Source organism: Treponema bryantii (assembly GCF_900111035.1).
Classification (GTDB): domain Bacteria; phylum Spirochaetota; class Spirochaetia; order Treponematales; family Treponemataceae; genus Treponema_D; species Treponema_D bryantii_C.
Genome location: NZ_FOFU01000005.1, coordinates 95,835 through 118,702 on the forward strand (window position 1 = coordinate 95,835; position 22,868 = coordinate 118,702).

Sequence of the window (22,868 nt, forward strand, 5' to 3'; positions counted from 1 at the left end):
CGAAACCATCGTTTATTTTACATTGACAACAAATTATTAAGATGCTTTACGAACTCCGCAGGTTCCTTAACTTCCATTCCGGCAATCATAAGTGCCTGAGTGAAGAGAACTTCTGAAACGTCTGCAATCAGAGCTTCGTCGTCGCTTTCCTTAATCTTTGCGAGAATTGGGTGGTCGCCGTTTACCTCGAGGATAGGCTTCAAATCAGGACCAGCCTGGCCCATAGCGCGCATCATCTGAATCATCTGATAGCTTGGGTCGTTTTCGTCTACTACGATACAAGATGGGTTTTCTCCGCTCAAGGTCTTAGAAAGCTTAACTTCCTTAACCTTGTCACCGAGAGCCTTCTTAATCTTTTCAACTACAGGCTTAAATGCTTCTTCCTTCTTCTTAGCTTCTTCTTTGTCGCCGCCGAGATCTTCATCTGAACCTGCGCGGTTTACAGCCTTAAGTTCGAACTCGTTTTTATATTTGCCAAATCCTGGAATTACGATGTCATCAATATCATCATCCATAATAAGAACTTCAAAGCCCTTATCTGTGTATGCTTTTACGAGTGGATTTGCACGAAGGTTCTTTTCGTCGCTTCCGCTGATGTAGAAGATTGACTTCTGGTCTGTCTTCATGCGCTGAACATAGTCTGCAAAGCTTGTGTAGTTGTCATCACCAGTTCCGCTTGCGTCTGTAGACTTAAAGCGAACGATTTCTGCAATTTCGTCGCGGTTTGCGTAGTCGCTGTAGAGACCTTCCTTCATAGGACGGTTGAAGTTCTTTACGAACTTGCTCCACTTTTCAATTGCTTTCTTGTCGTCGTCTGTGCGGTCTGCTTCTGCAACTTTCTTTGCCTTGTCTGCGGCTTCGCCCATTTTCTTGAACTCGCTGAGCAATTTTTTTACAGATGCAGATTTAATATTGTCGAGGATGCGGTTCTGCTGAAGGATTTCGCGGCTTACATTCAATGGCAAGTCTTCGCTGTCTATAATACCGCGTACAAAGCGGAGGTAAGATGGCAACAATTCTCGGTCATCATCAGTGATGAATACACGCTTTACATAGAGCTTAAGTCCGCTCTTGTAATCAGCCTGGTACATATCAAAAGGAGCTGTCTGTGGAACAAAGAACAATGTTGTATATTCCTGAGTTCCTTCTGCATGTGTGTGAACGTAGTGGAGTGGATCCTGTCCGTCGTGGCCGAATGTCTTGTAGAACTCGTTGTAATCTTCGTCCTTAAGCTCGCTCTTGCTTCTCTTCCAGAGTGCAGAAGCGCTGTTTACCTGGTCAATTTTGCTCTCGCTGCCAGTTTCTTTTCCCTTATCATCATATTTTTTCTGTTCGTAGTGAAGGAAGATAGGGAATGCAATATGATCTGAATACTTTTTGATAAGCTCTTCAATCTTCCAGCGAGAAGCGAATTCCTTGCTGTCGTCGTTCAAGTGCATTTCGATTGCAGATCCGCTCAATTCAGGTTTATCAAAACCATATTTTTTAGCAGCAGCGCTATCTACGGCTACTTCTTCAATTTCATAAGAGTTTGTACCGTCAGAAGACCAGTGCCAGATTTTTCCGTCGCCTGCTGCCTTGCGTGTATAAACATCAATCTTATTTGCAGCCATGAATGCAGAGTAGAAACCTACACCAAACTGACCGATAAGAGCAGAGTCCTTGCTTGCCTCAGCTGTAAGCTGCTCCATAAATGCCTTTGTACCGGAGCGGGCAATTGTACCGAGGTTGTTTGTAAGATCCTCGTCTGTCATACCGATACCAGAATCCTGAACAGTAAGTGTGCTGTCCTTTTCATCAAAAGTGATGTCGATTCTTGGCTCAAACTTAATTGCCTTAAAAGCTTCATCAGAAACTGTAAGATACTTTAATTTATCAAGAGCATCTGATGCATTTGAAACGATTTCCCGGAGGAAAATATCCTTATTTGAATAAAGTGAATGAATGATAAGTTTAAGAAGCTGATTTACTTCTGTCTGAAATTCATATTTTGCCATGATTACCTCTGATTTTAGAATCATCTTTAAAAATAATAAATTTTTATTTAAAAAGGCAAATTTTTTTTCTTCACCGAATCACATTTATCGCTTAAACTATAAATATGAGAGACAATGTTAGACTTTTTCTGAGATTTTTACTCGTAACTGCAGGTGCCGCTGTTATGGCACTGAACCTTAATACCTTTGTATCTACCGCAGGCTTACTCCCGGGCGGCTTCACAGGTATTTCACTTTTACTTCAGGAAGTCTTTTCCAAATTCTTTAAGATTCATGTTCCTTTTACTGTTTTTTACTGGGGGCTTAATATTGTGCCGGCTCTTATCTGTTTCCGCTTCGTTGGAAAAAGATTCACACTGCTTTCCATCTGGGCAATTATTGCATCCGGTCTTTTTACAGATTTGTTCCCGGGTTTTCAGATGACTGATGATATTATGCTCTGCGCCATCTTTGGAGGAATTGTAAACGGTTTTGCAATCAGTCTTTGTCTTTTAGCTGGCGCAACCAGCGGTGGTACAGATTTTATTTCGATTTATGTTTCTGAAAAAACAGGCCACAGCATCTGGAATCATATCCTTGTTTTTAATGTGATTATTCTTGGAATTTTCGGTCTCTTATTTGGCTGGAGCCGTGCACTGTATTCTATTGTCTTTCAGTTTGTAAGCACTCAGATTCTGAACTTCCTTTACAAGAGATACCAGAAATCTACACTTTTGATTATTACAGATTATCCGGCCCAGATTATTCAAGTGATTCGCGAAATAACCGGCCACGATGCAACACTTTTTACAGGAAACGGCTGCTATCAGGGAACCGAGCGTAAAATGCTTTACACTGTAATTTCTTCAGATGAAGAAGACAAACTGCTTCGTTCCATAAAAAAAACAGACCCTTGCGCATTCGTCAACATTCTGCAGACAAAAATGCTCAAGGGTAATTTCATTATGAAAAAGCAGGACTAAACGGTCAGCCGCCCCGAAAATTTAATAAAGAGTTTCGCCAAGCAAACGTGCTGCAAGGTTTACAGCCAGTATTGCAGTCTGATTTCGTACATCCAGAATAGGGTTTACTTCTACGATTTCAGCTGATTTTACTTTGCCGGTTGTAGCAATTTCTTCCATAAGAAGAAGTGCTTCGCGGTTGGTAAGTCCACCTGGGAGCGGAATACCAGTTCCCGGTGCAAACATAGGGTCCAGACAATCCATGTCAAAACTTACGTGAATAATATCAACCTTTTTGAAGAAGGTTTTTACCTTTTCTACAACAGTATCAAAACCCTGTCGGTCAATATCGCTCATTGTGAAAACTGTAACGCCGGCTTCCTTCATCAGCTTTTTCTCGCCCGGGTCAAGATCGCGTGAGCCAACAAAACAGATATTCTTTGGATCAACCTTCTGACCATCAAAATATAGATTTGTGAGTTCAGGAAGTCCAAGGCCTGCAGAAGCCGCAAGACATTCACCGTGAATATTTCCTGTTGGTGTTGTCTCATTTGTATTAAAATCGCCATGGGCATCTACATAAAGAACACCAATTTTCTGTCCAGTTTTTTTTGCAGTAGCTGCAAGTCCGGCAAGAGAACCAAGAACTACAGAGTGATCACCACCAAGAACAAGCGGGAAATCTCCTTCGGAAGTTATGATTTCAACAGAAGAGGCAAGCTTGTTGCAGGCTCTTACAATTGGTTTTAAGTATTTTGCATTTGGATTTCCAGGCTTTTCATATTCCTGTGCAGTAGCTTTAAAAATATCTGTGTGAACGTAAGTTGTGTGTCCGATTGATTCAAGTTTTTCTTTTATTCCTGCAAGTCTGATTGCAGAAGGGCCCATGTCTGAACCGTGTCTGCTGGCACCAAAGTCCAGTGGCATTTCCAAAATATGTACATTCATACTAAGAATTCTAAAAAAAAAAGATTATCGGGTCAAGTCCGATAATCTTTTTGAAGGTTTTTGATTCTAACCTTATTTAATCTTAAAGCCGAGGAATACAGCCGGGTAAAGATTTGTTTCACCATTATCTGAACCCCAGCGGTGGTAAGTATAATCAAAGGCTCTGTCGTTAGTTCCTTTGTTCTGAATATCAAGACTTAATCCCAGACCAAGATCAAGATGATTCATGCTCAGAATATTTAATGTAAATCTGAACGAAGGAATCATGATAGACGCAAAATTGAACTCTTTGAATTCCTGATATGTAGTAGGCATATAATCCTGATTGTAAACGCTCTTGAAAAGAACTTCAAAATCAAGACTAGAGAAGCCAAATCTTAATTCTGTACCAAGACCACTGTAAAGAATCACAGTACGATTTTCATTATACTTCTCGAATATATCCCGTCTGTCCATTGCAGCACCGAAAGTGATAAACAGATTCTTTGTTCCGCTCTGGAGGAATACATCAAACATACCGTTTGAATCCCAGTTGAAACCAACATGATGCATACCGTCTTTAATGATATTGATTAAACCGATTGCAATACCGTTGCTTTTTTCAGCATAGTTGATTAAACCAATCTGAACACCAGAAACTTCTTTTGCATAGTTGAATAATCCGGCAGTCTGTACACCATTTATCTCATTTGCAACATTGAAAAGGCCCGCAGTCTGAATACCGTTCACCTTTTTACCAACATTGAAAAGACCTGAGAACTGGCCTCCGTTTACATTTCCTGAAGTATTGAAAAGTCCAGCTGCCTGAACACCATATACCTGGCCTGCAGTATTAAAAATACCGGACATCTGCCCACCAATCATATTATGAGTTGTAACACTCATAATGTTTGACCACTGTAAGGCACAGACATTTGTATCAAGAGCGCCAACAAGACCCATAGAGAAGAGGGAATACTCTTTTTCTCCACCTGTAATTGAAACTCCTGGTACTGCAGACATATGGAAATAAGTCATATTGCGGGAATTAAAGGTTTCAAAGAAGGAAATAAACTGATCTTCTTTTTTGCTTTCTGATTTTTCTTCAGAAGATTCAGAAGATTCAGAAGGTTCTATAGAGATTACAGAAATTTCTTCTTCAGTATCATAACGGCGTCTTGAGCCTCTTCTGGCTGGTTTTCGCTCATCAAGATCATCAATTGGAAGAATGTCATCATCTGCGTCGTCTGATGTATTTCCGCGGACACGATTAGATTTTCTCTTAATGCTTGTAAGAGAATTCTGATCAAGCACATAAATCTGATCTTTTTCAAGAATGAAGTAGCCCTGTTTTGTTGAGTATTCATCGATAATAATTGCAGAATACTGAGCAGCTGGAAGAGCCATAAAAATTGGCTGACCGGCAACTTTATTGATTTCTGAAATCAGTTTTCCTTCAGCATTACGGATGATGAACTTACCCTTTGCGTCCTTTGAAAGAGAAAGCATTGCTTCACCACTTGAGATATCAGAAAGAATCAAATCTCCTGAACCTACAAGAGTAATGTTGTAATTTGGGTGCTGAGGTCCTGCCTTACTTGATTCAGTTTTTGAAAGAGTATCGTTGAAGGCATAAGAATACAGTTCATTCAAAGTTACCTTGTTATCACCAGAAGCATCTGCAGCACCGCGAAGACCTGTAATCATTGCATTTGTGAAGTAAGAGGATTCAATTTCATCTGATTCCTGAGAATATTCATTAGTAGAACTTGATGAAAGATAAGCATGCCCGGTTACTACAGAAGAATCATCAATCAAAAATGGTTTACGCTTCTGACCACCCTTTGTACGGATGAAGTTTCCAGAGTAGCAGGAATCAAGAATTACAACGTGAATATCACTTGGAACCTCAGTAATTGCAGCTTTTAATGCTGAATAATCATAAGGAATATCACCAAGCAAAAGAGCGTTTTCATCAGAATGTCCTGAATAATAGAAGATAAATTCAGAACGTTTAGCATGACTCTGACTGTTTGTGATTTTAAGAGATATTTTGTTTAATGTATCATCAATAGCTTCTTTAGTCGGGTCAATAAGAATATAGCTGTTTGCATCACTTACACCACCGATTTCAGCCATTGCTTTCTGGAAATTCTGAGCATCGCTTCCTGCATATAAAAGCTGCTCACGGCCTTTTCCACCCTTATTTGAACCGATGTAAACAGCATATCTGTCTACTCCACTTGTATTTTCTTCTGTTGCTGCTGCAAAGGCCTGAGTAAGGGAAAGCAGCGCAATAGTCATTAAAATAAGTTTTTTCATCTTTTCCTTCCTTTTCAACTATTCGTGAAACTGCTTTACTTTTCCAGAGTAAAGGTTATGCCTTCTGTTTTCTTAGGCAGATAAGAAAGTTTTGTAAGATAATCTATATCAGTTTTGTTTTTAATCTGATTTTCAATGCCATCAAGAGAGAACTGTTTCTTTGAAGTTACCATGATAAAGCATTCAAAGTCCGGTGCGTTATCCAGCTCGTAAGAAAAATCGAGTGGTGTTTCATCGGCGCGGCGTTCCAGATGAGCTGCCTGCCAGGTATTTTCAGGGAAGTGGCGTGTAATATTACCGTTGCCGTCAACACTAAAGATAACTCCATATTCATCAGAGCCAGCATTATAAGTAATCTGAATTACATCTCCGGAGCGTGCAAAATCACCATCATTCAAAGCCTGAATTTCAAGTCCTTTCTGGCGGTAAAGTTTAATCTGTGGCTCAGTTACTGAATGGGCTGCAGCATTTCCTTTTACACGTTCTGTTGGGGTTTGACCTGCAGTGATTCTTGAATTCTTAAGTCCGGCAGGAATAAGAATTGCAGCAAGCAGTACGGCAGCAGCGGCATAGCTTACAATTTTATAAGCAGGGAATTTTAGAATTGTACCGGTTGAATTATTTTTCTTTTCCTCATTGAGTTTACCGGCAACTGCAGCCTTCATAGCCTGTACAGAATAGGTATTTAGTATCTCTTCATCAGATTTTTTGAGGTCGTTAATAGCGGCTTCGATATTTTCTTTTCCGTAAGTTGAGTAGAAGCTTTTAGCATCAACTTCAGAGTTTTTGATTTCCTCTAAAATTCTAGTTGGAATTGCCATATCTTCCTCCTGCATATTCTTTAAGTTTTTCCAGACGTTTTCTGATTCCGGAAACAGACATTTTCATTTTCTGGGATGTTTCTTCAAGAGTATAGCCGTCTACATAATGTAAAATTGCAATCTGTCTGTCCTTGTTGTCACGTTCAGAAAAGATACAATCAAGAAGAATAGAAGTTTCGATTTTTTCTGTTCCTTCTGCGCTTGCACTATCTTCAACTATTTCTGCAATTACATCAAATTCCGGACCATTTCGCAGTTTGTCTGATCTTATTTTATTAAGACAGATATTTGTGGCCATAGTGTAAAGAAGGCTGGAGCAGACATTGCTGATTTTCTCCTTTCTTTCAATAAGGCGAACAAATACATCCTGCATGGCATCAAGAGCCTTTTCCTCATTCTTAAGAATGAAGCGGCAGCGTCTGAGAACCATAGGGCCGTACTGGCGGTAAAGATTTTCAAAGTCATCCATTGACAAAGTTTTCATTGTACAAATTGTCCTGTCATTAAGTTTAACACTCGAGAAGTGAAAAAGTGTTACATAATTTAAAAAAAGATTGCCGGGCCAGACCCGGCAATTTCTTAATAATTATTCAGTGTAAGACCAGTGTATGTTTTTGCATATTCATCGCCTGCACTGCGTATAACTTTCTCCATCTCTTCTGTAAGATGTTTTGCGGCAATCGGCTCAGAAAGATCTTTAAACTTGCTGATAGGAATTACCGGCAGCATCTTTATATCATACAGATAAGTTTCCACGTGATTGTAAGACCATAGCGGGTCATGTTTACCAAGCCCGTATTTATCGCTTCCGCCAATAAACATAGGCTGAACATCACAACCGCAGTAAAGTGCAATTCGGGCAGCACCTTTTTTATAATTATTTTGACCAATTCGAGGGCTTCTGGTTCCTTCCGGGAAAATAATTACATTGCAGCCCTTATCAGTGAGCTTTTTACATTCAACAAGTACATCATCAAAATCAGTTGTGTTGGTAATATATGCCTGCTTAATAACGCCACGTAGCGGAGTATGAGTAAGACTTCCACGAACAATACATGTAGAATTAGGTACAAGCGACATAATGTAAACAAAATCAAGAAGTGAAGGATGATTTGCTACAATGATTTTGCTGTGAATATCACGGAAGGCCTGTCTGTCTTCAACCTTAAGGTGAGAAGTTTTACAGACATCAAGATTTCTAAGAAATACCCTGAATGTATGAGAAACATATGCGCGGGCAATAATACCAAAATCTTTTTTGTGAAGAGTGAAAATTCTTATAAATGGGAATACAAAAATGGCTAAAATAACAGCGCCAAGGCCGAAACAGAGAATAGCAACAATTTTTGAAACACAAAAATAAATATATTTAAATATATTCTTAATTTTTGGCTGTTTGCTTTTATAGCTCACTTTCTGCTTGCTCATAAATCTTATCCTAACATAATACTACTTTAAAAGAAACCTCAGAAATTCAACTGGAGATTTTCCAACATTTGAAAAGTCTTCAAATACAATACACTCATCCTTCTTTTCAACACTTATAACACAGGCAAATGCTACCGGTATATTTTCGGAAGGTCTTTTATCTCCGTAAGCCTCTGGTACAAATTCATCTGCGTAAACAAGAATAACTTCCTTTTCTGTTCCTGCAAGTACAGGAGCAACTGCAGCCTTAAAGGATTCAGAAAAATCATTCTTAGAAGGATACAAAACAGAATATCCGCCTTTCAAACCAAAGGCAAGGGTAGCAGAAGAAATTGGAGTATTGAATACAGAAAGAGAAAAGCCAGCCGGCAGAATAATTCCGTCTTCAATAATTCCTTTTGTTACAGAAAATGTTCTTGCAATTTCACCGCGTAAAGAAATGAATTCAAGCTTAGTGTCTTTATTGATATGACTTTTTTCCAGCAACGCATGAACAACTTCAACAGTCATTTTAGTAATCTGCGAAAGTCTTCTTCGAAACAGAGGATTTGTATATTCAAGTTTTGGGCTTTCGTTTGAAAGAGCAATGGATTCTTTATTTTCTGCCCAGTTTTTCCATAATTCAGGATCAGAGCCAAGTCCAGGAGCCCACATTGTAATGTCTGATAAATAAATATTTCGCATAAAGGCCATTTTATACTATTATTTTAATGTAAAAAAGCACATTTTGGCGATATCTTGTATTTTTTTAACTGATAGTCTATAATCCAAAAAAATTGGCTGTATTTTAGAGGTTATGGATTATGGAAGAACTTAAAACAGAAATCAAAGAAACGATCATTTCTGCTCTTCAGTTGGAAGATATAACCCCTGATGATATTGTTGATTCTGAACCACTTTTTGAAGAAGGTTTGGGACTTGATTCAATTGATGCACTTGAACTTGGTGTTGCGCTTAAAAAGAAATTTGGATTGAAATATTCATCAGATGGTGATGATAACAAAAAATACTTTGCTTCAGTAAATGCGCTGGCTGAATATATTTCAGCGCAAAAAAAATAATTTAGGGGTTTTATTATGTCTAAAGACGAAATCTTTGAAAAACTTAAGGGAATCCTTGTTTCAGAATTTGAACTTGATGAAGGAGATGTAACTCCTGATGCTCTTCTCGGAGATGATTTGGATCTGGATTCAATCGACTCAATCGACCTTATCGTTAAGATGAAGGAATTCATGCCTGCAGATAAGGGAAATGTTGACCCATCTATTTTTAAGACAGTAAAGACTGTTCAGGATGTTGTAGACGCTCTTGTACCATATATGGCATAAGGTTGTTGAAGACTGATGAAAAAATTCCTTAAGGCACTTTTTTATGTTGTAGCTGCCGTTTATCCCATACTTGTTTTTACTTTTCTGGTAATCTTCAAGGTGGATACAAAGATTCTATCTTTGTGCATTGTTGCGCTGGCGGCTGCATTCTTCTTGAGTGCTACAGGGAGCAAAAAGACCGATGCAAATGAAAAAACATCTTTGGACTGGAAACCTTTTCTTAGTTCAGTGCTTTTTCTTTCTGCCGGTCTTTTTTGTTTTATAACGGGAAAAGAGTTTTTTCTTAAAATCTATTCCGTTGTAATTAGTGCGACAATGCTTTTTGTTTTTGGAAGCACACTCTTTATGCCGCCAAACATTATTTTTCGTTTTGCAACTTTGTCAGACAAATCCATAAAGGGCTCTTCTTTTGAACATAAGGTATATAAGTACTGCGAGAAGGTTACAATAGTCTGGTGTTGTTTCTTTGTTTTGAATGGAACGGCAGCAACGCTTACAACCTTCTCAGAAAAGATATTCGGTCTTTCACCTGAAACGGCTCGAAAGGTTTGGGCAATATATAATGGTGGTATTTCCTATGTTCTTATGGGAATGCTGTTTACAATAGAATTTATTATCAGAAAACTGGTGGATAAGAAAATGATGAAGTTATTCCCTATCACAAAATTTAAGGCAGATTCCAGAAAAGATGATTACATTGTTTGTTATGATGATGTATGGTCAAAAAAGGATTATAAAACCTGGAAAGATTTTCTAACTGATACTGCGAAAATGAGAGCTTTTTTTGATTCGCATTCAGCAAAAGAATATATTCTTCATTGTGAAGATTACTGGTATTTCCTTTGTACATTCGTTGCAATTCTGCAGTGCAAAAAAACAGTTTATATAACTCAGAATATTACAGAAAGCTTTATGGCAGAAGTGAAGACGCCTGGAGTTTCTTTTATTACAGATCAGAATGTTCCGCTTGATGATACAAGCTTTTTCATTCCAGATTTGATTGAAAAAGCCACAATGCCTTCTGAAACAGATATTCGTACAACTCCAGAAATTAATGATGAAGAAACAGAAATCTATCTTTATACTTCCGGAAGTACAGGAAAGCCTAAGGCTGTTCGTCATACAATGAAAGAAATTGAAACTGACAATAGTGTTGTAATTTCACTTTGGGGCGAAGAATACTTTAAGCGTAAGCAGATTACAACTGTAAGTCAGCATCACGTGTATGGATTTTACTGGTGTATTTGTCTTCCTTTTACACTTGGGCTTCCTTTCCGCCGCAAGCGCATAGAGTTTCCTTCTGAATTTGAAAAGCTTACAGATACTTCTTACGTTCTGGTTTCTACACCGGCCTTCCTTAAGCGTACTGTAGAAGTTTTAGATAAACTTGATATGAAGGATGTATTTATTTCTGTAAGTGGTGGAGCAGTTTCTGAAGAGCTTGCCGTTAGTACAGAAAAACTTTTTGGCTTCTGTCCTATGGAAGGTTATGGTTCTACAGAAACATCCGGAATTGCATACCGCCAGCAGAGCAGAGACGGTCTTGTATGGACACCTTATGACTGTGTTAAGCTTTGGGTTGGAGAAGACGGCTGCTTGAATGTAAAATCGCCATTTATCAAAGATCCGGCAGGGGTTGCTACTGCAGACCTTGTTGAACTTTATGATGACGGCCGTTTCCTTCTTAAGGGGCGTGCAGATTCCATTGTAAAAATCGAAGAGAAACGTATTTCTATGACCGAAGTTGAAAATCGTCTTCTTGAAACAGGTTTTGTTAGCGAAGTAAAGGTTGTGGCTTTGAGTAACGAGGTACGTCAGTATCTCGCAGCTGCTGTTGTTCTGAATGCACAGGGACGCGAAAAATTTGCACATAGCGAAAAGTTTGAAATGAACCGCTGGTTCCATGACTTTTTGATGAAATATTTTGAGAACGTAGTAATTCCTAAAAAATGGCGTTTTGTAGAAAAGCTGCCGTCAGATGTTCAGGGAAAAATTCACAAACTGGAAGTTATGGCATTGTTTGAGTAAGTAAGAGGTAAAGTATGAATTTTAACGATCATGATATTAAAGATGAAGTTGTAGTTTCAAAAGAAGAAAATTCAGTTGTATTGGAATTTGTAATTCCAGCTTCAAGTGATTTTTTTGATGGACACTTTCCACAGTACAAACTTCTGCCTGCAGTTGCACAGTTTGAAGTAATCACACGTTTTTCAAGAAAATATTTTGGCACACAGAGATATGTTCCAAATATTAAAAGAATGAAATTTTCTGCGCCTATTAAACCTGATACAAAAATCCACCTTGAACTGACTTATAAAAAGGACAAAGGAACAGTAACTTTCAATATGGCAGATGCAAATGTTGAAGGAAAAGTTTATTCTTCAGGATCTTTTGCTGCGCTCTCGGAGATTTCAGCATAATGTCAGATCAAACAGAACAGAAATTTGGTTTTGTAATTCCTGTTTATAATCATGGTGCTGTACTTGAATCAGTTGTTAAAAATCTGATTCAGTATAATTTTCCAATCATTGTTGTAGATGATGGAAATGATGAAAAGAACAAGGCTTTTATAAATGATATTGCAGAACGCTATTCTCTCATAACTTTGCTTGTGCACCCAAAAAATAAGGGTAAGGGTGAAGCAATGAAGAGTGGTGTGCGTAAAGCAGAAGAAATGGGGCTCACACACATTCTTCAGATTGATTCAGACGGGCAGCATGATGCAGGAAGAATTCCTCAGTTTCTTGAGCTTTCGAAACAGAATCCAAAGGCAATTATCTGCGGTTATCCGGTTTATGATGAATCTGCACCACATCATCGTGTAGTTGCAAGAAAGATTTCTAATGCCTGGATTCATATAGTTTCATTTACAACTTCAGATCAGGTACGCGATGCTTTGATTGGTTTTAGAATCTATCCTGTTGCACCATACTGTAAAGTTTTACGTCGTCACTCAATCATTGATACTCATATGGGCTATGATATCGATATTCTGGTTCATTTATTATGGCTCAATGTTCCTGTTATTTCAGAAGCAGTAAAAGTCCATTATCCAGAAGGCGGAGTTTCTAATTTCCGTGCAGTAAGAGATACTCTTCACATCTCATTTACTTATGCACGACTTTGTATTGGAATGGTTTTACGAATTCCTATTTTATTGAAGAGGAAGATTTTTGGATGAAAGATTCATCTTTTGATGACAAGACTCACTGGTCAGAAGAAAAAGAGGCCATAAAAACAAATAAGCCTTTGAAAATTATTTTATTCCTTCTGAAGAGTCTGCCATCTGCACTTGTACATACAATTTGCTATCCTATAGCTTTTTTCTATTTAATATTTGCTTCTCATGCAAGAAAATTTGCACGCGCGTATCAGAAACAACTCAGGAAATTTACAAATGGAAAAGTTCCTCACAGAATCAGCGCGTTCAGGCAGATTTTGAGTTTTGCATTTTGTCTTATAGAGAAAATGGAAGGCTGGCTTGGTAAAGTGAGTTTTGACCGTATTTCTATGCAGGATGATGATATAAAAGATCTCGTTGAGCATTTGAAAAAGGGTGAAAGCGCAATTCTTATGGCTTCACATTCCGGGAATATGGAGCTTATGAGAAGTATGCAGGATTATGTAACAAAGCTCTGTGGAAGAAAAGTTCCGGTTGTCATCATCATGGACATGCATATGAGTGAGAACTTTACGCAGACCCTTAAAGAAATAAATCCTGAGTATTCTACAAATGTAATTGATGCCTCAACTTTTGGGCCGGAGTCTATGATTCTGATTCAGGAACAGGTTGAAAAAGGAGCTCTGATTGTTGCTGCAGGTGACAGAACAAGTATTCATAATCGGGATAAGGTAATTACAAAAAGCTTCCTTGGACGTGAGGCAAAATTCCCATACGGAGTTTTCTTAATTCCAGCACTTGTAAAACATCCTGTGTATTTTATGTTTGGAATGCGTGAAAAGCTTTCAATTTTTAATCCTAAATATAATATCTATATTGAAAAATCAAAAGTTGATTTTGCTTATTGCAGTCGTTCAGAACGTGGAGCTTTTATTGAAAAATGCTGTGGTGAGTTTGTAGAAAAACTGGAAAAGTTCTGTGTTTTGTATCCTTATCAGTGGTATAATTTTTTTAACTTCTGGAGTTAATGTGTTATGAAGAAAACCCTTTGTTTATTAAGTTTGATTTTTATTACCACAGTTCTTTTCGCTCAGAATGTTCATTCTCTTGATTCAGTTTGTGAAAGCCTTGCTTCTCATCCGAATACAACCGGAGATTTTATACAGATTAAAACAATACAAACGAACGGTCGTAAGTTAAAGTCTACCGGTAAATTTATTATCAGCCCTGATGGAATTTTATGGAGTACAGAAAAACCAGTTTTTTCTTCTCTGATACTTACAAACACAGCCGTTGTTCAAACAGCAGCAAATGGAAAGAAAACTGTTTTAAGTGGAAAAGATAATCAGATTTTCAAAAATATTTCTGGAACTCTAACTTCAGTTTTATCTGGAAATGTAACTGAGCTTAAAAAGAATTTTAATTGTGATTTTGAAATAGATCAAAGCAGTAAATGGACAATCAATCTTGAACCAAAAGATTCTAGCATTGCTTCTGTTATGAAAACACTTGTATTGTCTGGAACTTATGCAGAATTTGCAGTTCTGGATTCGCTTGTGATGTCAGAAGCTTCTGGTAATACAATCAGTTATGAGTTTACAAATCAGAAATATCCAAAGGAGCTTTCTGAAGATGAAAAACAGATCTTTGTTATTGAATAATTATTTTCAGAATATTTCACAAAAAAAACTTTTGGGTGGCTGGATTTTTTATCACGCTCTCATCGTTGTTTTTTTTCTTGTATCACTTATCGTATTTCGTGGTCGAATTGGTATAGATTCAGACCTCTTTAATCTTGTTCCAAAAAACATTTCTATGGCTTCTGTAAAAAAAGCAGATGATAAAATGATGTCTGTAACTTCACAGAATGTTTTTGTGCTTGTTGCAAATGAAGATTTTTTAGAAGCAAAGAAGGTTGCAGAAAATGTTTATTCACAGCTAAAGGACAGCAAAAATTTTGAAAGTATTTCTCTTTATAACGATGTAAGTGCAATGGGCGAGATTACGGATTTTTTATATCAGTTCCGTAGTTTTCTGATTGATGAGAAAACAGCTGATTCAATTCTTGCAAGTGATGAGGGAGCTCAGGATTTTGCCATCGAAGCTTTATCTAAGGCTTATGGTGGTTTTACAATGCTGCCTCTGGATAATCTTGATTCTGATCCATTTTTACTGACTGAATACAATTTACAGAATTATCTGAATGCTCTTCAAAATTCCGGAACTGCCATGAGTGTAAAGGATGGTGTGCTTGCTTCGAGCTTCGATGGCAGGTGGTATGTTATGATTAGGGGTGTGCTGAGCCGCAGGGGTTCTAAGCTTGCCTCTAAGGATAATGCGATTACGGAAATCTATAGAGTTTGTGAAAAAGCAGGAACTGCTGAAAGTGGAACAAGTTTTGTATATTCGGGAACTCCTTTTCACAGTCATGAAAGTTCTAATTCAGCAAGTCGGGAGATTGCAATTATTGCTACAGTTTCAATGCTTGTAGTAATAATCCTTTTGATTTTTATTTTCCGTTCTGTGCGACCACTGATTTTTTCTGTTGGTTCAATTTTGGTTTCCCTTGGAATTGCAGTACTTGCGACACTTGCAGTTTTCCATAGAATGCACGTTATTACCCTTGTATTTGGAACATCATTGATTGGTTCGTGTATAGATTATAGCCTTCATTTCTTTACACACTGGTCAGCAAATAAGGAATTAAAATCCAGTATAGAAATTCGAAATCATATTTTTTCCGGCTTACTCATGGCAATAATTTCTACAGGAATCTGTTTTGCTATATTACTGTTTGCACCATTTATGATTTTGAAGCAGATGTCATTCTTCTGTCTTGCTGGTCTTATAAGTTCGTTCCTTACAACAGTTGCAGTATATCCTTATATCAAACTTCCGGAACAGCGAGGCAATGTACGTTTTACAAACGGCTTTGCAAAACTAGCTTCAAACCTTGAGCGCAAATGGGTAGGGCGAACAGTAATAATTTCACTCTTTGTTTTATCAATTCTTTCGATAGCAGTTTTCCATAAAAACGTAAAAATCAAAAACAATCTGCTTTCTCTTTATGATATGAAGGGCCGTCTTTTACAGAATGAGATAACAGCCTCTCAGGTAATTCAGTATACTCCAGGCGGCTGGTATATTGTCAGCGGAGAAACAGAAGATGAAGCCCTGAAAAATGAAGAAAAGCTGCGAAAGGAATTTGAAACACTTACAGATGGAAGCGTTGGATATATAAGCACCTCGAGTTTTATTCCATCAAAAGAGACACAAAAAAAATCCCGTGAGGCTTATAAGAAGCTCATGAAGTCCGCACCGGAACAGCTTCAGGCACTTGGCTTTGATGAGGTTGAGAACTTTGATGCTTATATGTCTCTGGCAGCGGATTATGAATTAACAAAGAATAGTTATGTATCTTTTGAAAACGGAAATGTTCCTGCATTTGTTGAATCGGCAATTTCTTCTGCCTGGCTTGGAAATGTCGATGGAAAATATTTTACAGTACTATTACCGACTAAAGTAACTGATTACGCTGCATATCGTTCTCTGGCTGATGCAGATGATAATGTTTATTTTATTAGTAAGTCACAGGATATCAGTGCTGACCTGGACAGCCTTACGGTAATGATTCTTAAGTTCTTTATTGCAGCATACATACTTATGTTTATAATGCTGCGTTTCTTCTATTCCTGGAAACAGGCCTTTAAGATTATTTCCGTTCCATTCCTGATTATTCTTGTGGTGGTAGCCTGTTTTGCAGCATTTAATATCAACATGGAATTTTTCTCAGTAACAGGTTTAATTCTTGTATTTGGACTTGGACTGGACTATATCATTTATATGATGGAAAACGAAAAGAAATCTAATTCTATTCTCGAACCTTTTGCTACAATGGTTTCTTTTGTCACAACTATCATATCTTTTGGTGCTCTTGCCCTGAGTTCTTTTAAGCCTGTTCATCTAATCGGACTTTCTATTTTTATAGGGCTTGCCACAGCCTATATCAGTTCGTTCTTTTACGGCCGACAGGAATAAAAATTGAATGCCCTTTTCTGTTTGTTATGATATACTTTATAAAAAACAGAAAAGAGGCAAAAAATGAAAATTTGTGATTCAATTAAATATGTCGGTGTTGATGACCATGAAATAGATTTGTTTGAAGGCCAGTTCGAAGTTCCAAATGGAATGGCCTACAATTCCTATGTAATTTTAGATGACAAGATTGCCGTAATGGATTCGGTTGATGCCCACTTTGGTGAAGAGTGGCTCTCGAATATTGCCGGAGTGCTTGAAGCCGCTGGTGGACGCAAGCCTGATTATCTTGTTGTTCAGCACATGGAAATGGACCATTCGGCAAATATAAAAGCCTTTACAGATAAATATCCTGAAGCAAAAATAGTTGGTTCTAAGATGTCTTTTAACATGATGAAAAGCATGTTTGGAACCGATTTCGCAGATCGTCAGATAGTTGCAGGCGAGGGTACAGAACTTGAACTTGGTGCAGCTGCTGGAGATCATACTTTGAAGTTTATTGCAGCTCCAAATGTTCACTGGCCTGAAGTAATCATGACTTATGATGTAAAAGAAAAGGTTTTGTTTGCTGCAGATGCTTTTGGAAAGTTTGGTGCAAATGATTACGATGATCCTGAAGGCTGGGCTTGTGAAGCACGCCGCTATTATTTTGGAATTGTCGGAAAGTTCGGTCCACAGGTTCAGGCAGTTTTGAAGAAGGCAGAAGGATTAGAGATTAAAACAATCTGTTCACTTCATGGCCCTGTTCTAAGTGACAACATCAAATATTATCTTGATACTTATAATACCTGGTCGAGCTATGGTGTAGAAAGCGAAGGTATTGTGGTAAATTATACCTCAGTTTATGGAAGTACAAAAAAAGCTGCAGAGAAGATTGCAGAAATTCTTAAGGCAAAGGGCTGTCCTAAGGTTGCCTTGAATGACCTTGCCCGTGAAGATATTTATGAATGCGTAGAAGATGCCTTCCGCTATGGAAAAATGATTCTTGCTACAACAACTTATTGTGGCGGCGTATTCCCAAAGATGCGGGAATTTATTGAACATCTTACAGAGCGTAATTATCAGAATAGAAAAATCGGACTGATAGAAAACGGTTCATGGGTACCTTCTGCTGCAAAGGGAATTGTTGCAATGTTTGAAGGAAGTAAGGATATTACTTTTGCAGAAAATAAAGTAACAATCAAAATCACAATGACAGAAGAAAATGAAGCCGAGCTCGAAAAGCTTGCAGATGAAATGTTGAAATAAAAGTGGTGTAAAAAAATGAAAATGGAAACAATGCCGGAAGTAACAAAAACAGAAAACGGAGTCTTCTGGAAAAACACATACGAAAAATTTGAAGCACAGGTTTATGTTCCTAAAACTGAACTGCCGGGCGATATTTTGAATTACGGTTTTATAGCACCATATCTTCTTGTGTTCGCGGATAAGCCTCTCCAGCAGAACGAAGCAATTTCGTTCGCGCGTGCTAAAGGCCTTGAAAAGCTAGCCGCTGCTTTTGATTCAAGTGTCGTATTTATTGCACCAGTTGCAGATGGAAAAATCTGCAACTGGAAAAATGCTGAGCCAGATATTCTTTCTGAAATCATTTCGAACTCACGCATTCATCAGTATCATAAAGATGGAGTTGTAATTGCTAATAATTTCTTCCGTCATTCAATAGACGGTTATTATATTCGCGGTGCAATTTTCCGTGCAGTTCTGATTGGTTATGGAGAAGGTGCCGATTACATTGCAGAAAACTGTCTTCATCATTTTGAAGGTGATGGACTTTGGGGCCGCTCAGACCTCGCTCCTGCAACCTGTATTTTAAATGGACTTACAGTAGCTCCTGAAGTTGGAGCAGATGATATTCCGGTCATTTCTTATGGAAACAGCGATGATGCAAATGCTCTGTTCGAATCACGCTGTAAACATTTTATCAAACGTGCTTGTGAGCCTTCACCAGAAGAATTTATTTCCGATTATTACAGTTTTGCTAAACAGTTCCGCCGAATGAATGGACCGCTTCAGATTGACCCGGATCTTGAAAAAGATGGACTTGTAATTGAACCTGGAATTGCAGAAGTAAAAACTTCATCAGATAACTGTGGAGATGACAAGGGAACAAAAAATCATAAAATCGGATACTTTGCTTTTTACAACAAGGGACTTTTTGATAGCCCTGATGCAAAGCCCGTTCCTCTTGTGCTTGGCTTCCATGGTGGTGGGGACAGCTGTTTCTTCTTTTCTACAATGGCAGGCTGGGCAAAGATTGCTCATCGTCATAATTTCCTTCTGGTTACAATTGAAAATCATCTCAACAGTACAGCGACAGAAATGATTGAACTGCTGGAAATCTTAAAGAAAAAATACAGCATTGATACAACTCGTATTTATGCAACAGGCTTCTCAATGGGTGGCTGCAAAACCTGGGATATGATTCAGGAATATCCGGAAGTACTTGCTGCAGCAGCTCCAATGGATGCAACTTTTGATGTTGGCTGTAACGTTTACGGAAACAAAGTTGAAAAAGGAATAAATACAACAGTTCCAGTTCCGGTTTTTTATGCCGGTGGTGAAGTAACTCCTCTTCCAGAACTTCCGTTCCAGGAACAGAAATGTCTGGACAGAATGGCATATGTTTTACTGTTAAATAATGCAGAACTTGCTGAACGTTATGAGCAGGAAGTAACACTGGAAAATAAAGATACTTGGGAAAATAAAATCTGGGGAATCAATGGTGATGAGGTAGAACAGTCTTATGACGAAAGTCGGGATGCTACCCTCACAATGCAGAAATTCCGTAGTACAGATGGACGTATTCTCAGTGTGTTTGCAAGTATCAGCGGACAGGGACATGACTGTCGCGAACATACCTGTGAACACGCATGGCAGTTCATGAGCCAGTTTACCAGACAGTAATATGCAGAAGGTGAATTATCAGAAACAGTTGGATAAGATTCTTGAAAAGATGGATTTGGTAAATGGCGATAGTTTATCAAAGCCATCTTTGCTGCTTCATGCCTGCTGCGGTCCATGTTCTTCATATGTCCTTGAGTATTTATATAAGTATTTTGATATAACTGTTTTGTATTACAATCCGAATATATATCCTCAGGAAGAATATGAACGCCGTTTTTCAGAGCTCAAGAAACTCTATGAAAGTTTTCCGCCGGCTCTGGAAGGGAAGGTGAAAGTTGTTGAACAGAACTATGATCCAGAGGAATTTTACGAAGCAGTAGGAACCCAGGAAAATCCCGAACTCGCAAAAGAACCTGAAAAAGGAGAACGCTGCCGCCGCTGCTACGAGTTCCGTCTGCGCCGAGCCTATGAATATGCCTGCGCCGGCAAGTTCGATTATTTCTGTACAACCCTTTCAATCAGTCCGTTTAAGGATGCAGAAAAATTAAATGTGATTGGTGAACAACTGGAAAAGGAAGGCGGACCGCACTGGCTTCCATCAGATTTCAAGAAAAAAGGCGGCTTTAAGAGAAGTCTTGAAATCAGCGAAGAATATGGAATGTACCGCCAGGATTATTGTGGCTGTGTTTATTCCAAAAACAATAAGAATTCTGTTATAATAGAATCATGACAACATCAAAAACTGCAGAAAATGTACGCGACGTAATCCGCTATCTTCAGAAATTTAAGAATGCACTTCTGGTTATTTATCTTGATGATAAAACAATCAGTTCACCACTTTTTTCTTCTCATATAAGAGATATAGCTATGCTCCATCAGGCCGGTTTAAAGGTTGTTCTGATTCCTGGAGCACGACGTCGTATTGATGAAGTTCTGGACAATGCAAAAATCAAATGGACTTATAACGAGAATATGCGCGTTACAACTCCAGATGCAATGCCTTTGATTAAAATGGCAGCCTTTGATGTTTCAAATACAGTAATGACAAGTCTTGCTGCAAATAATATTACAGCCGTAATCGGAAACTGGGTACGCGCACGTGGAAAAGGTGTGCTCAACGGTTTTGATTATGGAACTGCCGGAGAAATTGATAAACTCGAAACAGATGCAATCTGCACTGTTTTGAATGACGGTTTTATTCCGATTTTCCCATGTATCGGCTGGAATGCTGCAGGGCATCCTTATAATATTTCTTCAATGCTGCTTGCAAAGCAGGTTGCAATGAACCTCAAGGCAGATAAGCTTTTCTTTATGATGTTCAATGAGGAAATTAAAGCTCAGAATTATGCAATTCCAGAAGGTCTGGCACTTTCAGAAACTGGAAATATACCTGCAATGGATTTGGAAGAAGTAGACAGATTTCTTGATGCAAACCCTTCAATAAGTGGAGAAATCAGAAATCTTATGAAAGCTTCTCAGGAAGCTTGCCGTGCAGGCGTAACTCGTGTACATATTCTGAATGGAAATAAGGATGGAGTTCTTCCATGTGAAATCTTCAGTGGACTTGGTTCCGGTACAATGATTTATACCGGCGGCTATGGAAAGGTTCGTCCTATGGTTCAGACAGATATTCCTTCTGTACTTTCTATCATGCGGCCGTTTATGGATGCCGGAAAACTCCTGCCAAGAACAGAAGCTCAGCTTTCTGCAGATCTGGCAGATTATATTGTTTTTGAATTAGATGGCGGTGTGCATGCCTGTGCAGCACTTCATTTTTATCAGGATGGACAGGCAGAAATTGCCGCTGTTGCTGTTGATGAAAATTATGCTCATATGGGAATTGGTCCAAAGCTTATGGACAATCTGATTGAACAGGCAACACAGGCTGATTCAACATCAATCTTTATCATGACAACTCAAACAGCAGACTGGTTTGAACAGCTTGGTTTTGTAGAAGATACTATTGATTCACTGCCAGAGGAGAGACAGAAGCTCTGGACTCCTCAGCGAAATTCTAAAGTTTACCGATTAAAGCGGTAAGCAGTTCTGCTGCTTTTTTATGAGTTACAGGAGACGGATGCCAGTCGGCGCCAATTCCGTCTTCTGGTTTTTGTTCAGTAAAAGACAGGAACTCAGCCGTTACCTTTGGAAAATCTTTTTTGAAAAGAGCAACTGCTTCTGCTACAGAGGCATTTAGGGCTTCTCCCATTATTCCAAGACAGCATACAATTTTTGCACGCGGGCTGCGGCGATGAACAGCTTCCATAAGATGGCGAAGCTGTGCTACATAATTAAGACGACGGTCTTCAATTCCGCGCACCCAGCTTATATCATTTGTTCCCAAGTTGATTACAACAATGTCCGGTTCAAAGCGGCCTTCAGGTTTCCACACTTCTGGTTCAAGTTCCAGTCTGAGTGAAAGCGACTTGTCTGTGTACGGCCAGGTAGCCTGCATCAGCCAGTGAGTTTCAGGAAGGTTTACAGTTTCTGGATCTACATAATTTGAGGTGAGTCCGATTCCACTCCAGCTGCAGAGTTGAATCTCTGCACCAAGTGCTTTAGCTGTAAGAAAAGCATAAGCTTTGTCCGGGCGTTCCTGTTGTGTTGTAAAGGTATCTTTTTCCCAGATTCCTTCAACGCCATAACCACAGGTAATGCTGTCGCCGATGAACTCAAGTTTTAATGGCTGTTCGGTTGAAATCAGTGTAGAAGTCTGCAATTTTCCGTCAATCTCAATATTCTTCAGTCCTGCATACCCGAAAGCTGCTTCACTGAATTTCATAACACGAACGGTTACAGTCTTCTCTACATCAGATTCAAACAGTGTGCAGCGAGTCTCAGCCTCGCGTAAGGTTAAACGGAAATCAGGTTCCTCAGGAATTGCACCAATACTTGTATCAGTTCCTTCAGTTATAAAAACACCTAGTACAGCCTTATTTTCTTCTGACCAACCATCCGGATCGCTTACAAATGTTGCCTGTGCTTTTTTACCTTTCATCACAAAGCAAAAACCACTGGCAGAATAATCAAAATAACGGATACCTTCGTTGTCGAGATAGCGACCGCTCCAGATAAGATTGTCAAAAGAAAGTTTCATAGGGTCC

21 protein-coding genes are annotated in these 22,868 nt (G+C 38.6%); 13 read left to right on the plus strand and 8 right to left on the minus strand.

The features are described from left to right. Positions 1 to 17: 17 nt before the first annotated feature. On the minus strand, positions 18 to 1,997 hold the full coding sequence (htpG, locus tag BMY21_RS10325) for a molecular chaperone HtpG (RefSeq protein ID WP_074643806.1): 1,980 nt from the start codon (positions 1,995 to 1,997) through the stop codon (positions 18 to 20). A 104-nt stretch (positions 1,998 to 2,101) separates the two neighbouring features. On the opposite strand from htpG, the gene BMY21_RS10330 reads away from it, so the two are divergent. Beyond that, positions 2,102 to 2,959 carry a YitT family protein gene (locus BMY21_RS10330; RefSeq protein WP_074643808.1) on the plus strand — a complete coding sequence of 286 codons (858 nt, stop codon included), beginning with the start codon at positions 2,102 to 2,104 and terminating at the stop codon, positions 2,957 to 2,959. A 21-nt stretch (positions 2,960 to 2,980) separates the two neighbouring features. On the opposite strand, the gene rocF is transcribed toward BMY21_RS10330, so the two are convergent. The 6 genes from rocF to BMY21_RS10360 form a co-directional block, all read right to left on the minus strand. Next, entirely contained in the window at positions 2,981 to 3,886 is a 906-nt protein-coding gene (gene rocF, locus BMY21_RS10335) for an arginase (RefSeq protein WP_074643810.1), read from the minus strand. A gap of 72 nt (positions 3,887 to 3,958) precedes the next feature. Continuing rightward, positions 3,959 to 6,187 carry a caspase family protein gene (locus tag BMY21_RS10340; protein ID WP_074643813.1) on the minus strand — a complete coding sequence of 743 codons (2,229 nt, stop codon included), beginning with the start codon at positions 6,185 to 6,187 and terminating at the stop codon, positions 3,959 to 3,961. 35 nt (positions 6,188 to 6,222) lie between these two features. After that, positions 6,223 to 7,008: a hypothetical protein gene (locus tag BMY21_RS10345; protein WP_074643816.1), complete on the minus strand. Its 786-nt coding sequence runs from the start codon at positions 7,006 to 7,008 to the stop codon at positions 6,223 to 6,225. Next, positions 6,992 to 7,492 (minus strand): RNA polymerase sigma factor, encoded by a 501-nt coding sequence (locus BMY21_RS10350; RefSeq protein WP_177177746.1) that lies wholly within the window; start codon positions 7,490 to 7,492, stop codon positions 6,992 to 6,994. Before BMY21_RS10350 ends, BMY21_RS10345 begins: the two co-directional genes overlap by 17 nt. 95 nt (positions 7,493 to 7,587) lie before the next feature. Then, the gene (locus BMY21_RS10355) at positions 7,588 to 8,436 is read right to left on the minus strand and encodes a lysophospholipid acyltransferase family protein (RefSeq protein ID WP_074643819.1); all 849 of its coding nucleotides are present in this window, start codon (positions 8,434 to 8,436) and stop codon (positions 7,588 to 7,590) included. Between the two features lie 21 nt (positions 8,437 to 8,457). Further along, the gene (locus BMY21_RS10360) at positions 8,458 to 9,120 is read right to left on the minus strand and encodes a beta-ketoacyl synthase chain length factor (protein ID WP_177177747.1); all 663 of its coding nucleotides are present in this window, start codon (positions 9,118 to 9,120) and stop codon (positions 8,458 to 8,460) included. Positions 9,121 to 9,239: 119 nt separating this feature from the next. On the opposite strand from BMY21_RS10360, the gene BMY21_RS10365 reads away from it, so the two are divergent. The 12 genes from BMY21_RS10365 (at position 9,240) to argA (ending at position 21,804) form a co-directional block, all read left to right on the plus strand. Then, entirely contained in the window at positions 9,240 to 9,497 is a 258-nt protein-coding gene (locus BMY21_RS10365; RefSeq protein ID WP_074643824.1) for a phosphopantetheine-binding protein, read from the plus strand. A 15-nt stretch (positions 9,498 to 9,512) separates the two neighbouring features. Then, positions 9,513 to 9,764: an acyl carrier protein gene (locus BMY21_RS10370; RefSeq protein ID WP_074643826.1), complete on the plus strand. Its 252-nt coding sequence runs from the start codon at positions 9,513 to 9,515 to the stop codon at positions 9,762 to 9,764. Between the two features lie 15 nt (positions 9,765 to 9,779). After that, positions 9,780 to 11,792, plus strand: a complete 2,013-nt coding sequence (locus tag BMY21_RS10375) for an AMP-binding protein (RefSeq protein WP_074643829.1) — start codon at positions 9,780 to 9,782, stop codon at positions 11,790 to 11,792. Positions 11,793 to 11,806: 14 nt separating this feature from the next. Then, on the plus strand, positions 11,807 to 12,184 hold the full coding sequence (locus BMY21_RS10380; RefSeq protein WP_074643832.1) for an ApeI family dehydratase: 378 nt from the start codon (positions 11,807 to 11,809) through the stop codon (positions 12,182 to 12,184). Beyond that, positions 12,184 to 12,945, plus strand: coding sequence for a glycosyltransferase family 2 protein (locus BMY21_RS10385; protein ID WP_074643835.1), 762 nt, complete (start codon positions 12,184 to 12,186; stop codon positions 12,943 to 12,945). The genes BMY21_RS10380 and BMY21_RS10385 overlap by 1 nt, the downstream gene beginning before the upstream one ends. After that, positions 12,942 to 13,913, plus strand: a complete 972-nt coding sequence (locus BMY21_RS10390; protein ID WP_074643838.1) for a lysophospholipid acyltransferase family protein — start codon at positions 12,942 to 12,944, stop codon at positions 13,911 to 13,913. The genes BMY21_RS10385 and BMY21_RS10390 overlap by 4 nt, the downstream gene beginning before the upstream one ends. A 6-nt stretch (positions 13,914 to 13,919) precedes the next feature. After that, a complete protein-coding gene (locus BMY21_RS10395) occupies positions 13,920 to 14,546 on the plus strand; it encodes a LolA family protein (protein ID WP_074643840.1) in 627 nt (208 codons plus the stop codon). Further along, positions 14,518 to 16,923 carry an MMPL family transporter gene (locus BMY21_RS10400; protein ID WP_074643842.1) on the plus strand — a complete coding sequence of 802 codons (2,406 nt, stop codon included), beginning with the start codon at positions 14,518 to 14,520 and terminating at the stop codon, positions 16,921 to 16,923. Before BMY21_RS10395 ends, BMY21_RS10400 begins: the two co-directional genes overlap by 29 nt. A 63-nt stretch (positions 16,924 to 16,986) precedes the next feature. Then, the gene (locus tag BMY21_RS10405; RefSeq protein WP_074643845.1) at positions 16,987 to 18,168 is read left to right on the plus strand and encodes an FprA family A-type flavoprotein; all 1,182 of its coding nucleotides are present in this window, start codon (positions 16,987 to 16,989) and stop codon (positions 18,166 to 18,168) included. A 15-nt stretch (positions 18,169 to 18,183) separates the two neighbouring features. After that, on the plus strand, positions 18,184 to 19,824 hold the full coding sequence (locus BMY21_RS10410) for an alpha/beta hydrolase family protein (protein WP_074643847.1): 1,641 nt from the start codon (positions 18,184 to 18,186) through the stop codon (positions 19,822 to 19,824). 1 nt (position 19,825) lies between these two features. Then, on the plus strand, positions 19,826 to 20,494 hold the full coding sequence (locus BMY21_RS10415; RefSeq protein WP_074643849.1) for an epoxyqueuosine reductase QueH: 669 nt from the start codon (positions 19,826 to 19,828) through the stop codon (positions 20,492 to 20,494). Next, positions 20,491 to 21,804 (plus strand): amino-acid N-acetyltransferase, encoded by a 1,314-nt coding sequence (argA, locus tag BMY21_RS10420; protein WP_074643850.1) that lies wholly within the window; start codon positions 20,491 to 20,493, stop codon positions 21,802 to 21,804. Before BMY21_RS10415 ends, argA begins: the two co-directional genes overlap by 4 nt. Here the strand turns inward: argA and BMY21_RS10425 are convergent. After that, a complete protein-coding gene (locus BMY21_RS10425) occupies positions 21,779 to 22,861 on the minus strand; it encodes an SGNH/GDSL hydrolase family protein (protein WP_074643853.1) in 1,083 nt (360 codons plus the stop codon). The genes argA and BMY21_RS10425 overlap by 26 nt on opposite strands. Between the last annotated feature and the right edge of the window lie 7 nt (positions 22,862 to 22,868).